Below are 13,662 nucleotides of genomic sequence, written 5' to 3'. Positions count from 1 at the left end.
GAGTTCACCCGCATCCGGTGTCGGTGATGTCGGTTCCGCGTTGCTCGGCGAGGATCACGCACAGCCGTGCCGTGATCTCGGCCGGGTCCAGTGGCAGCCGCAGCACCTCGTCACCGGCGCTGGCCAGCCCGCCGGGCGTGAAGGCCACGTGGGTCGGCGGCGAGCGGTGGCCCTGGACGGCGGCCAGCGAGTCGCCGGTCTCGACGTCCCACAGGCGCACGTCGGGTCGGTCGGCGGAGATCGTGGCCAGCGTGTCGCCGTCCGGTGCGAACGCCAGCGCGGTCACCTCGCCCACCGTGATCTCCCGCTCCACCCGCGCGGTGGCCGGGTCGGTGAACCGGGCGGTCCCGGCCGCCGCGACGACCAGCGAGTCGCCGTGGAAGCCGATGGCGATGTCCGACCGGTCCTCGACCCGGCCTTCCTGCTGGGTGAACGACGTGGTGTCCCAGACCCGCGACCACACGCTCACGTCACCGAGCACCTCCCCGGCCAGCCACTCGGCGTCCGGTGAGAAGACCAGGTCGCGCAGCTGGTAGGGGAGTTCGAACTGCTTGACCTCGGCGAAGGTGCCCAGGTCCCACACGCGCATCTCGTTGCCGGTGGTCTTGCCCTCGGGCCGCAGGGACACGGCGATCAGGTCCGCGGACACGGCGAAGACGCGGACGTCGCTCCCGGCCGGCAGCGGTACCTGCCGCCGCGTGCCGTCGGGCGCGGTGACGGTGATCTCCTCGCCCTTGGGCAGCTTGCGGACCACGGCGCGGTGCCCGCGCGGTCCGATCCGCACGTCGACGCCGGCGACGGGCTCGTGGCCCGGCGCCCGCGCCACACCGAGGTCGCCGGCGACCCAGACCGTTCCGTCGGTGGGATCGACGCCCATGCCTGCGGTGGAGCCGACCGCCCCGTCGAAGCGGTGCGGGTTCGCCCGCCACACGACCACGGTGTCACCGGTCGTGCTCGCCGCGACGGTGCCGCCGGCGGACGCCAGCGACCAGACCGGGTCCGGGTTGCCCTCGTACTCGGCCGTGACCTCTCCGGTGGCCGGGGAGCGGGCGGACAGCCCGGCCAGGTTGTTGGTCAGCACGCGGTCGCCCGCGCCGAGCAGGGCGAGCCGGCCACGGGCGGGCGCGAGTTCACCCAGCGGTTCGGCGGTGTCCGGGTGCCAGAGCCGGACCGCGTCGTCCTCTCGGGCGGACACCAGGTACGACGCGGCGAAGCCGAGGTGGACGAGGTTCTGCGAGGCGGGCAGCGCGTCCCGGTGCTCGGTGCGCAGGGCGATGCGCTCGCCCGCCGGGTCCCACAGTTCGACGGCGCCGTCCAGGCGTCCGACGGCGAGCCGCAGCCCATCGGGGCGGAACCGCAGGTCGGTGATCCACTCGCCGGGCGCGGACGACCGTGCCAGGGTGCCGTCGCGCCAGAGCTCGACCCGGCCCGACACCGCGACCGCGAGTGTCCCGTCAGGACTCCACGCGGCCGTGTTGCCGCCGGCGACGGTCTGCACGACCGACGCCGACTCGATGTCCCAGACGGCGGTGCCGCCACCGGAGACGGCGATCCGGCGGCCGTCGGGGGAGAACCGGACGGCCTTGGCGCGCTCGGCGGAATCGCGCTCGGCCGTGAGCACGGCACGGCGTTCGGCGATGTCCCAGACCAGCAGCTTGCCGTCGTGGCCGGCCAGGGCGAGGCGGCGGCCCGCCGGGTCGACGTCGATCGTGGGCGCGTGGGCGAAGGCGGGGTGGTCCTGCTCGGTGAAGACCACCGGTGGCACGCGGGTCACCGCGGACAGCAGCGCCGAGCGCGCCTCCGGGGTCGTGTCCGCGTGCCAGGCGCGCAGCGCGTCGCGCACCGACTGGACCGGGTCGTCGGTGGTCAGCGATTCGGTGGCCAGCTGCCGGGACAGCCGCTGGGCCGACTCGCCGCGGGCCAGCACCGCCACGGTCGCCGCGACGGCGACGACCACCACGACCGTCGCGGCCCCGAACGCGGTCGCCGTACGACCGGCCAGCGAACGCCTGCGCGCCCGTCTGCCCGCTTCGACGTAGTCACGTTCCACCGGGGGCAGGTCGGTGCGCCCGTCGGCCAGGCTCAAGGTCGCGGTCAGGCGCTGTCCGCGCGGCAGGTCGCCGGGCTCGCGGCCGGCCTCGGCCCAGCGCCGGGCGGCGTCGGCGAGGCGGCGGCGGGCCAGCAGGGCGTCGCGGTCCTCGTCCACCCAGGCCCGCAGCCGGGGCCACGCCGTCAGCAGCGCCTCGTGGCTGAGCTGGGCGCCGTCGTGGTCGACGGTGACGAGCCGGGCGGCGACCAGTTCGTCGAGCACCGGGCCCGGCGGCACCACCGCTCGGCGGCGGGTGACCGTTCCGCTCTCGCGCACGGAGACCATGCTCAGCACGGTCGTGCGCAGGACCGCCTGGTCCGCGGGGGAGAGCTTGGCGTAGACCTGCTCGGCGGTCCGCGCGACCGCGCCGTCGATCCCGCCGGTGGCGAGGTACGCCGCGAGGGTGAGCGTGTCGCCCTGGCGGTGGTGCCAGGTCTCGCGCAGCGCGTGCGCGAGACGGGGCAGCGCGCCGGGGTCGTAGTCGGGTCCGCCCAGGTCGGCGATGAGCCGGGCGGGTAGACCCGGTTCGACGGCCGCGCCCACCGCGGCGGCGGGGGCGGTGATCGCCCGGCTGAGCTCGTCGACGCTGAGCGGTCCCAGGATCACCGAACGGGCGAGCGCGCGGCGCAGCGGCGGCAGGCCGATGCAGTGCTCGACGAAGTCCGCGCGCACGGCCAACACCACCAGGCCCAGGCCCGCGTCGGCCAATGCCGCCGCGTAGGCGGCGCGGTCGGACTCGTCCGCGCCGTGGGTGAACAGCTCCTCGAACTGGTCGACCACGATCAACAAGCGCTCGGTCAGGTCGAGCCTGCCCGCGCGGATGCGCCGGGCGAGCACGGCCGGGTCGTCACCGGTCCGCTTGGCGACGGCCGCGGCCAGCGCGCCGACCGGGTCCCCGCCGGGGGTCACGGTCACCCACGGCCAGTCGCCCGCGGCGGGCAGCAGCCCCGCGCGCAGCAGCGACGACTTGCCCGATCCCGACGCTCCCACCACGACGGTCGGCTCCGGGCGGACGAGTTGGTCGGCCAGGCGCACCAGCAGGTCGGTGACCACGTGCGCGCGTCCGTGGAACCAGCCCGCCTCGTCGGTGGTGAACCCGCGCAACCCCGGGTACGGGCAACCCTCCCCGGACGCGATGGCGGTCGTGCCGGTGGCCGACCGGATGATCGCCTCGACGAACAGCTCCTGGTCGGCGGTGCCGGCGGCGATCGTCGGGCTGCCGTTCGCGTGCATGGCGTCGGCGGCGGCGGAGATCAGCGCGGTCGCGGTGGGGTAGCGGTGGCCGGGGTCCTTGGCCAGGCCGCGGGCCAGCACGGCGTCCAGCGCGGGGCCGATCCGCGGGTCCAGCCGCGACGGCGCGGGCGGCGGTTCCAGCAGGTGCGCGGCCAGCTTCGCGGCGGGTTCGGCGCCGCCGAACGGCAGCCGACCGGTCAGACCCTCGTACAGCACGCAGGCCAGCGAGTAGACGTCGGCGCGGCCGTCCGCCTCGCCACCGAGCCGCTCGGGGGCGATGTAGTCCAGCGAGCCGATGAAGTGGCCGGTCCGGGTGATCGCGGTGGCCGCCGCCGACACCGGGCGGGCGATGCCGAAGTCGGCCAGGTAGGCGTGGCCCGCCCGGTCGACCATGACGTTGGAGGGCTTGACGTCCCGGTGCACGAGCCCGGCCGCGTGCGCGGCGTCGATCGCGTCGGCGACCTGGCCCAGCAGGACGAGCAGGTCGTCCGGCGTCAGGCCGTCGGCCAGCAGGCGGTGCAGGTCGACGCCGTCGACGAGCATCATGTCCAGGTAGAGCGTGCCGTCGATCTCGCCGTAGGCGTGCACGGGCACCACGTGCGGGTGGGTGAGCGCGGCGGCGAGCCGGGATTCCCGCCGGAACCGCGCCTCGTACTCCGCGTCGGCGGTCAGCAGCCGCTTGAGCGCGACCGTCCGGTCGTTGGCGGTGTCATGGGCGCGGTGCACCACACCCATGCCGCCCCGGCCGAGCAGCTCGCCCACCCGGTACGGCCCGAACTGCTCCGCCATGCCCCTCCTCTTGTCCCGCCAAGTCAACCGCGCCGGGCCACCGCGTGTTCGGGGTTCGCCGGACAAGGCGGAAGTTTCCGGTTCATCCCGGGACCGGCGGGCGATACCGTCGCCGCATGATCGATTCGAAGCAGGCGGGACCCCGGCACACCTGGCAGATCATCACCGTGCTGGGGCTGTTGACCCTGGTGAACACGTTCGTCCTGGTGATCCTCGCGGTCACCTGGGTGGACGAGGTCGACCACGGCGCGGACTGGGGTGACAAGGAGCTGAACTACGTGGTCTTCGCCGCGGTCTTACAGGCCGCCGCGGTCGGTGCGCTGGTCGCGGCCTGGTTCAAGCGCCTCTGGGGCGCCCAGACCTACCTGGCGATCCAGGGGCTCGCGCTGTTCATCCTGCTGATCACCGCGCCGGAGGCGTTCGGCATCCAGAACATCGTTCCTCTCCTCCTGGCGGGCGTCCTCGTCTCCATGGGCCGCAAGGCGTGGGGCGACAGCACGGCTTCCCGCTGATCCGGTCCGCTCCGCGGTGCACAGCCGAAAGGAGTGGTCAGGTGCGGCATTCAGCCCCCGGTGTGCGGCTGGTCGCCTCCTTGACCGTAAGTTAATTTCAACCATTCTCATAGGTACGAAAACATCGAACCTAGGAGACGTTGGATGCCCCGATCACCCCTGTCGACGCACCGACACCGCCTGAGAGGCATGGCGAGACCTTCGCTCGCCATCGCCACCGCCCTCGGTCTGTTCGCCGCGCTGTCACCCACCACCCAGCAGCCGCTCGACCCCACCCCCGCGTCGATCGCGCCCGAGCTCGTCGCCCAGGTCCGGGCGACCTCGGCGGGCGAGCCGGTGCAGGCGCTGCTGATGCTCCCGAACGCCGAGCTGTCCGGCGACCGCGACGAAGTCCTCGCCGCCCTCCACGACCACGCGGCCGAAACGCAGGCCGACGTCGCCGCGGCCATCGGTGAGACCGCGACCGTGGTGAACCGCTTCTGGCTCACCAACATGCTGCTGGTCGAGTTCCCCGCCGACACCGGCACGCTCGACTCGCTCGCCGCCGTGCCGGGCGTGGAGCAGCTGATCCCGAACTTCGCGGTGGTCGCGCCGGAACCGGTCACGAGCGCCGCCGCCGTCACCCCGGCCGCCGAGCTCACCTGGGGCCTGCAGAAGATCGGCGCGGGGCGGGTCTGGGACGAACTCGGCGTCGACGGCAGTGGCGTCCGCATCGCCACCCTCGACACCGGCGTGGACATCACGCACCCGGACCTGGCCGGCAAGATGGTGTCCGACAACCCGAGCGACGCCAAGCACCCCGGTGGCTGGATGGAGTTCGACGCGACGGGCAACCTCGTCGCCTCCGCACCCCGCGACTCCGCCTACCACGGCACCCACGTGGCGGGCACGATCCACGGCGCCGCGACCTCCGGCACCGCGATCGGCGTCGCGCCCGGCGCCGAGATGATGCACGGCCTGGTGATCCCCGGCGGCAGCGGCTCGTTCGCCCAGGTCGCCGCCGGCATGCAGTGGGCCGTCGCACCGGTCGACGCGGCCGGCAACCCCGCCGGTCGACCGGCCGACGTGGTCAGCATGTCGTTGGGCGGCAACGGTTTCCACACCGCGATGATCCAGCCGACGCGAGCCATCCGCGCGCTCGGCTCGTTCCCCGCCTTCGCCATCGGCAACAACTGCGGCACGGCCGGCACGGCGAGCCCCGGCAACGTGTACGAAGCGGTCGCCGTCGGCGCCACCGACACCTCCGACAGCGTCGCGTCCTTCTCCTGCGGCGCCGTCGTGCGCAAGGACCAGTGGACCGACCCGCCTGCCGACTGGCCCGCCACCTGGGTGAAGCCGGACATCTCCGCACCGGGTGTCGACGTGTACTCGGCCTCGCCCGGCGGCGGCTACCGGACCCTGTCCGGCACCTCGATGGCCACCCCGCACACCGCCGGCGCCGTCGCGCTGATGCTGTCGGCCGCCGGTGACATGCCCGTGTCCGACGTGCTGGACGTGCTCGCGGACACCGCCTTCTGGGACGACCGGTACGCCGGCGCACCGCCCGACACCCGGTTCGGCAAGGGCCGGATCGACGCCTACGAGGCGACGCGGTTCGTCGCGCTGAACTCGGGCGTGCAGGGCAAGGTCACCAACGCCGCGTCCGGCTCGCCGGTGACCGGCGGCACCGTCAGGATCGAGCCGGGCAGCCGCACGGTCACCACGGGCCCGGACGGCACGTTCACCAGCCGGCTCGAACCGGGTGACTACACCGTCGCGGTCGAGGCGTTCGGGTTCGAGAAGGCCACGACGAACGTCACGGTCGCGCCCGACTCCTTCGCCACGGCCGACTTCGTGCTCACACCGGCGCCCTTCGGCCGGGTGACCGGTGTCGCGAAGCTCGACGTGTCCGGTGCCGGCATCCCCGGTGTCGCGGTCAAGGTGCTCGGCGTGCCGAGCGACCTGTCCGCGGTGACCGGCGCCGACGGCACGTACACGATCAACGGCGTGCCCGCGGGCACCTACCGGATCAGCGCGTCGTACCCGGCGTTCCGGGCGCCCGGCGAGGTCGAGGTGACCGTCGTCGCGGGTGAAGCGGCCACGGCCGACTTCGCCTTCGGCGCACCGCCGCGCACGGTGGCGATCGTGGACAGCTCCGAGACGCGGGCCAACCAGTACCGCGACGTCGTGTTCGCGCCACGCGGCATCGGCACCACGTACTACAACTGGGACCAGCTGGACAAGGCGGCGCAGCACGCGACCGTCGTGCTCGGCTACGGCATCCTGTCGTCGAACTACAACGCGGCCAGGTTCCAGGCGTTCCTGGACGCGACGGACGCCAACGGCTCCGGCGTGATCTTCACCGACCACGCCAACACGACCGGCAACGGCATCCGGCAGCTGTCCAAGCACACCGGGCAGCCGGTGTCGACCGGGTACAACTCGGGCGGCAGCACGTCGGCCGTGTCGTACTACGAGGTGACCACCGCGCACCCGATCTTCGACGGGTACGCCGTGGGTGACCGCATCCCGCTCGACGACAGCACGCGGGCGAAGTGGGTGGCGTGGTTCGACGGCTACTCCGGTGACGGCAGGCAGACCATCGCGGGCCTCGGCCGGACGGTCGACGGCGTGATGGGCGGCGGCATCGGCGTCGACCAGCGGGCCACCAACCGGCACGTGCTGCTGTCGCTGCACGGTGTGTCGGCGACCAGGGGCCCCGGCGACTGGACGGCGCAGGCGACCGACCTGTTCCTGAAGGCGATCGACTGGGCGTCGCCCGCGCCGGACCCGAACCAGCCCTACTACGCCCTGCACGACCTGAAGGTGTCGCCGGGTCTGGTGAAGGCCAGCGAGAACGTCACGGTGACGGTCCAGGTCAAGAACGTCGGTTCGTCGGCGGGCACCTACAACGCGGTGCTCAAGGTCGGCGGCGCGGTCCACACGACCACGCCGGTGCAGCTGGCGGCCGGCCAGTCGAAGACCGTCACGTGGACGGTCGACCCCGACGCGCTGGGCACCTTCACGGTCGAGGTCGGCCACCTGACCGGCTCGTTCCGGGTGCGCGCGCCACGCGTCGACCTCGCCGTGTCCACAGTGGACGCGCCGGGCGCCGCCGCGGTCGGCCCGCTGGCCGGTGCGACCGTCGAGCTGATCAGCGGTGGTCAGCCGCGTGGGCTCGGCAAGACCGACGCCGCGGGCAAGCTGTCGTTCGAGATCCCGGACACGGTCGGCCGGTACACCCTCGTGGTGCGCAAGCCGACGCCCGAAGGCGGCGGCGACGCCTACCTGCTGCACCGGGTGATCACCGTGATCGACGACGACGCGATCTCGTTCACGCCGAGGGTGCTGGCGGGCGCGCAGGCCGCGTCCATCGGCGAGAACTTCGCGGTGCGGGCGAACATCGCGCTTGACGCCGCCGACCAGCGGCACACCGGCTCGGTGTTCCTGCGGCCCGCGGGCACCGCGCCACACGGGTACCGCTACGAACCGGGCACGCTGGTGGCGACGCTGGACAAGTACGAAGCGGTCACCGTGCACTCGGTGCAGCACCTCGAACAGGACTGGTTCCTGCCGAGCACGAAGGTCGGCGGGCTCGACTGGACCACCCCGTACGACGTCCCGTTCGCCTTCGGCGGTCCCGCCAAGGTCTCGGTCGGCGACGTGGTGGTCGGCGCGGACGGCCAGGCCACCGTGGACTGGTCGGTGACCGACGCGCACGGCGTGCCGTTCGCGACCGTGATGGCCTCCGACGTGCGGCCGTTCCTGAACCTCCCGGAGCGGGCGGCGCTGGAGGACGTCGAGGGTCTGGTCCGGGCCGCGGCGCCGAACGAGCTGAAGCCGGTCCTGCGGCTGTTCGCGCCGGACGGCAGCCCGGTGCGGGCCGGTTCGATCAACTGGAACGCCCGGCCGTACACGTTCACGGTCGCACCGGGCACGCCGAACGGGGCGTACCGGTTGGCGTTGGACGTGGACACCGGCGGCTACTCCGGTGACCTCACCGGCGAGGCGCGGCTGCGGGTCGGCCCGGAGCCGGTGGCCGACGTGTCCGTGACGGACACGCGCGGGACGTTCGTGCCGGAGACGCACACCCAGTACGACGTGCGCGCGGTCAACAGCGGCACCGCCGACTCCGGGCCGATGGCGTGGACCGTGCGGATCGCGGCCGACCACGCGCTGGCGCCGAAGGACGTGGTCCTGCGGCTGAAGGTGGCCGACAAGTGGCAGCGCGTGGCGCTCACCCACGACGGCGGTGCGCTGGTCGGCACTGTCGTGGCCGACGCGGCGGTGGCCGCCGGTGCGGAGCGGACGTGGCGGATGTCGTTGCTGCTGCGCACCGCCGGGACGTACCACGTCACCGACACGTTCAGCGGCGGCGGCATCTCCGTCACCAACGCCGACGAACTGGTCGTGGCCGCACCGGTGGGCGTCCGGTAGACGTCCGGTAGACGTCCGGTAGTCGACACCGTCCGGTCCCGCGGCACTGTTCGCCGCGGGACCGGACGTTCTTGTCGATCCGTCAGACGTGGTTGAACGCTTGAACCTCCACGCCGCCACCCAACCTCGACAGTTCCCGCGAGGCCGTGCTCCACCTGGCCGACCTCGGGCACCGGCGGATCGCCTTCCTCGGCGACCGGCGGACGTTGTGGACCAGTCAGGAGCGCTACACCGGCTACCTGGAGGGACTCGCGCACGCCGGGCTCAAGCTGCGCGAGGAACTGATCCGTACGGACCTGCGCGGCCCCGACGCGGCGCAGGCCGACACCGAGGCCCTGTTCGCCGTGGCCGCACCGCCGACCGCCCTGTTCGCCGCGCAGAACCTCGTCACTATGCGCGTGCTGCGGGCGCGGGCCCTGCACCACCGGGTCGCGCTGATCAGCTTCGACGACTTCTCCTCGGCGGACATGCCCGAACCGGGTCTCACGGTGGTGCGCCAGGACGTGCCCCTGCTCGGCCGCAAGGCCGCGGAACTGATCTTCGACCGGATCGGGGGCGACCAGTCGCCGCCCGTGCGCCCGCAGACCTGCTGTGGTCGGGTTCGACTACCAGGATTTGTGTCACACCGGTTCGGCCGGGCCCAGGCGCACGCAGCAGTGGCCGGCGGCGGGGGCGAGGCGGGCGGTCAGGCCGGTGGTGGCGAGACCGTCGAGCAGGCCGTCGAGCAGGCAGAGGTTCATGCCGCACACGAGTTCAGTGTGCTGTCGGGCCAGTTTGTGGAACGGGCAGTTGCCCAGGACGATCGAGGTGTCGGGCTCGTCGGTGCGCGGCTCGAACCCGTGGCTCTCCAGCGTCGCCATCACGGTGGACCGGCCGTCCCGGGCGGGCGGCGCGGCGGCTCGGGCCGCCTCACCCAGCTCCTTGCCGACATGGCGGGCGCGTCGGTGCAGGACGACGCTCGGCGGTTCGCCGGAGGTCTCGGCTTCGGCGAGGGCGTCCGCCAGCAGGAGCCCGGCCAGCTCGTAGCGCCGGTCGGGCAGGGAGACCGCGATCTGCTCGGCGGACCGCCGGTACAGCTTCGCCGGCCTGCCCGCGCCGGGACCGGTGCGGCCGGTGCGGCGTTCGTGCACGACCTCCAGCAGTCCTTCCGCCACCAGCCGGTCGAGGTGGAACGCGACCGTGGTGCGCGGTACTCCCATGGCCTCGGCCACCTCGTCACGGCTCGCCGGCGCGGGATGGCGCACCACGAAGTCGTACAGCCGGCGACGGGTCGGCTCGTCGAGCGCCGCGACGGCCGAGATGTGCGTCGGCGACTGGTCAGCCTCACCCATTTCTAAAACCCACTTCTGTTGACGAAATCTCGCGCTGCGTTCTAAGGTTAGCCGAAGTTGTCGATAGAAGGAGGCGTCATGGCTACCGAGGTGTCCGGCGTTCGGTCGGCCGGTCCGGTGTCCCGGTCCGACCCCGCTTACCAGGCGTTTCTGCTCCTGCGAACCGTGTTCACGGTCGCGCCGGTGCTGTTCGGGCTCGACAAGTTCGCCAACCTGCTCGTGGACTGGCCCCGCTACCTGGCCCCGTGGATCGACGGGATCGTGCCGGGTACCGCGCAGCAGGCCATGTACGGCGTGGGGGTGGTGGAGATCGTGGCGGGCGTCGCGGTCGCCGTCGCACCGCGCTTCGGTGGTCTGCTCGTCGCGGCGTGGCTGGCCGGGATCATCGTCGACCTGCTCACCATCCCGGCCTTCTACGACGTGGCGCTGCGCGACTTCGGCCTGCTCGTCGCCGCCGTCGCACTGGCCCGGCTGGCGGCGAAGTACGCACCGGCTCGCGGGCGGGCGGCGTGAACGGGCTCGCGCGGACGTCCTCCATCCTCCCCCCACCCGCGGGTTCGCACCGACGGCTCCAGTCGGTCCACGGGCACGACGGCGTTGACCTGGAAGCGGCGCAGCGGGCGGTGGCCGACCTGCTGACCGCGCTCGGCCGGAACCCTGCGTCCGAGCACCTGGCCGACACGCCCAAGCGGGTCGCCCACGCCTACGCCGAGATGCTCACCCCGCGCGAGTTCGACCTGACCACGTTCCCCAACGACGAGGGCTACGACGAACTCGTGCTGGCCCGCGACATCCCGGTCCAATCGCTGTGCGAACACCACCTCCTCCCGTTCCACGGTGTCGCCCACGTGGGGTACCTGCCCGGGGAGCGCATCCTCGGCCTGTCCAAGCTCGCCCGCGTGGTCGAGCTGTTCGCCCGTGACCTCCAGGTGCAGGAACGGCTGACCAAGCAGGTGGGGGACTGGCTGCTGGAGCACCTGACGCCCCGCGGTGTCGGCGTCGTCATCGAGGCCGAGCACCTGTGCATGTCGTTGCGCGGCGTCCGGGCCACCGGCTCCCGCACCGTCACCTCCGCCATGCTGGGAGTGCTCCGCGAGGACGCCCGCACCCGGCAGGAGTTCTTCGCCATGGCGGGCGTCCCCAGGTGACCGACCGCGAGGTCGGCCGGCGGTCGTCAGACGTGCGGTCCGCGCGGTGGGTACATGGCGGCGCACGTGATCACCAGCGAGGCGAGGACGGCCACCGTCATGAGGGTGGTGATCAGCACGTCGACGAGCCATTCGAAGAGCATGGTCAGTCCAGTGGTGAGGTGGCCCTGTCGCCTGGCGGGTGGGCGCGGGCCTCGGCCCGTCGCAGGCTGGACAAGCTGGTCAGCGTGACGACGGCGAGGACGACGATGATCACGGCCAGGGAGACCGGTGTGGGGATCTCGGGCACGCCCGGCCAGATGCCGTGCGCCCAGTGCAGCACCAGCTTCACCCCGATGAACGCGAGGATGATCGCCAGTCCGTGGTTGAGGTGGACGAGCTTCGCGAGCGCGGTGTGCAGCACGAAGTACAGGGCGCGCAGGCCGAGCAGGGCGAAGGCGTTCGTGGCGAACACCAGGTAGGGGTCCTCGGTGATGCCGTAGACGGCCGGCACCGAGTCGACGGCGAACACCACGTCGGTCGCGAAGACCGCCACCACCACGACCGCCAACGGCGTGAGCGCGCGTCGGCCGTGCTCGCGGACGGTCAGGTGGGCGCCGTGGTACTCGTCGGCGACCGGCATCAGCCGGCGCAGCAGCCGGACCGACCGCATCCGGGAGATGTCGCGCTCGGCAGCGACGCCGGTCATCGCCTCGTGGAGGATCTTCACCGCCGAGGCGAACAGGACCAGGCCGAAGACGACGAACGCCCAGGTGCCGGCCGCCAGCATCGCCGCGCCGGCCGCGATGAACACGCCACGCAGCACGAGGGCACCGACGATGCCGTAGAGCAGGACGCGTTGCTGCACCTCGGACGGCACCGCGAACGCGGCGAGCAGCAGCATGAACACGAACAGGTTGTCCACCGACAGGGACTTCTCGACCACGAACCCGGTCATGAACTCCAGCGCCGGGGTGCTGCCGAAGGCGTTGTACAGCCAGAGCCCGAACACCACGGGCAGGGCGAGGTAGAAGACCGACCACCCGACGGCCTCCCGCATCGACACCTCGTGCGGGCGGTGGGTGACGACGAAGTCGGCGATCAGCAACGCCACCAGGACGGCGATGCTGACCAGCCACAAGCCCGGCGACCCGACCGGACTCGCCGCTACTGCCGCTGACAGGGGCACGAAACCTCCTCGAACAATCGCTGTTCGAGGTCTCCTTCACCCTTGCGGGTGGCCTCCCGGGGACATCGATCGAGATGTCCGTACTGACCGGGTAGACGCTTGGGAAGTACTCCCCTCGCGCCCAGTATCGGGCACCGCCGCCGTTCAGTAAAGGCCTGGTAAAGGTCATCGTCCGATCAGGTTCCGATCGTGGGGGCGTCGGGTCGTGCCCGCCGGGCTTCGGCACGTGGTCGGCGATGGGCGGTCACCGCCGTGCGGCCGGTCGCCGGCGTGGGATTGTTCCGTCCTTTGAGGACGGACAGGTTCGACTGCGGGACGCCGATCTCCGGTATTCGGTGGTTCCGCTACAGCGGACAGTGCCGGGAAGTCGGGCTTGCGCGATCGGCCGGTGCGGTGCGGATCATTCCCGCCAGGTCGACTCGAAGGGGCCACGTCGCCTTCGGCCTGTGAGCGGGCACACCCGGTCGACGCCGAGCGTTGGTGGCGTGCCGTCACGTTGCGTGACGAGTGGCAGGCGCACGCACCGGCGATCGGGCTCCGACCGTGCCGCCAGAGGCAAACCGCACACCCTCACCGCCGATCGCAACGTCGCCCGGTGGACCGGCAGGGTGCTGGACCCGTCAGGCCTGGGCGTGGCGTACGTGGAGAACCCCGCGCCCGGCCTACCTCGTGCACCCGAGCACGGGGCGACCGGCATCACACCAGGTCCGGCTCGTGCGCCGCCGGCGTCGCCGACCAGCGCGGTGACCAATCCGGCGCACGATCGGCGCCGAAGCACGAGTGACAGCACAATCGCTTGATCGGTGGCGCCGCCATCGGGCACGAGGCGTCGGAGAAGGCGGACACGTGCTCGGGTTGATCGGAAGGGACGCGATGACAGGGCGTGAGCGCAAGCTCCGGTCCGTGTCGGTTGCCGGGGCCGGTGACGCCGGTGATGTGGGTGGCGCGTCGGCCGAGGAGTTGCTGTGCATGGTGG

7 protein-coding genes and 1 pseudogene are annotated in these 13,662 nt (G+C 72.4%); 5 read left to right on the top strand and 3 right to left on the bottom strand.

Translation table 11 applies throughout. The features are described 5' to 3' along the window. Positions 1-4: 4 nt before the first annotated feature. Positions 5-4,111, bottom strand: coding sequence for a WD40 repeat domain-containing serine/threonine protein kinase (locus OQ02_RS37115; RefSeq protein ID WP_033443371.1), 4,107 nt, complete (start codon positions 4,109-4,111; stop codon positions 5-7). A gap of 116 nt (positions 4,112-4,227) precedes the next feature. Here OQ02_RS37115 and OQ02_RS37110 point away from each other — a divergent pair, with 116 nt between their 5' ends. From OQ02_RS37110 to OQ02_RS47345, 3 genes and pseudogenes are all read left to right on the top strand, one after another. Next, positions 4,228-4,623, top strand: a complete 396-nt coding sequence (locus OQ02_RS37110) for a hypothetical protein (protein ID WP_033443370.1) — start codon at positions 4,228-4,230, stop codon at positions 4,621-4,623. A 189-nt stretch (positions 4,624-4,812) separates the two neighbouring features. Next, complete coding sequence (locus OQ02_RS37105) at positions 4,813-9,039, top strand: S8 family serine peptidase (RefSeq protein WP_033443369.1); 4,227 nt, start codon at positions 4,813-4,815, stop codon at positions 9,037-9,039. Between the two features lie 146 nt (positions 9,040-9,185). After that, positions 9,186-9,605, top strand: a pseudogene (locus OQ02_RS47345) (substrate-binding domain-containing protein); the annotation flags it as partial. Positions 9,606-9,659: 54 nt separating this feature from the next. Here OQ02_RS47345 and OQ02_RS37100 read toward each other — a convergent pair. Further along, the gene (locus OQ02_RS37100; RefSeq protein WP_033443368.1) at positions 9,660-10,370 is read right to left on the bottom strand and encodes a helix-turn-helix transcriptional regulator; all 711 of its coding nucleotides are present in this window, start codon (positions 10,368-10,370) and stop codon (positions 9,660-9,662) included. 78 nt (positions 10,371-10,448) lie between these two features. On the opposite strand from OQ02_RS37100, the gene OQ02_RS37095 reads away from it, so the two are divergent. Further along, positions 10,449-10,883, top strand: coding sequence for a hypothetical protein (locus OQ02_RS37095; protein WP_033443367.1), 435 nt, complete (start codon positions 10,449-10,451; stop codon positions 10,881-10,883). Between the two features lie 23 nt (positions 10,884-10,906). Beyond that, on the top strand, positions 10,907-11,518 hold the full coding sequence (gene folE / locus OQ02_RS37090; protein WP_033443395.1) for a GTP cyclohydrolase I FolE: 612 nt from the start codon (positions 10,907-10,909) through the stop codon (positions 11,516-11,518). Positions 11,519-11,663: 145 nt separating this feature from the next. On the opposite strand, the gene OQ02_RS37085 is transcribed toward folE, so the two are convergent. Beyond that, positions 11,664-12,686 carry a TerC/Alx family metal homeostasis membrane protein gene (locus OQ02_RS37085; RefSeq protein ID WP_051773272.1) on the bottom strand — a complete coding sequence of 341 codons (1,023 nt, stop codon included), beginning with the start codon at positions 12,684-12,686 and terminating at the stop codon, positions 11,664-11,666. Between the last annotated feature and the right edge of the window lie 976 nt (positions 12,687-13,662).

This window comes from Saccharothrix sp. NRRL B-16314 (assembly GCF_000716595.1).
In the GTDB taxonomy this organism is placed as follows: domain Bacteria; phylum Actinomycetota; class Actinomycetes; order Mycobacteriales; family Pseudonocardiaceae; genus Actinosynnema.
The sequence above is the reverse complement of the archived record's forward strand: the minus strand, read 5'-3'. Positions and strand labels throughout refer to the sequence as shown.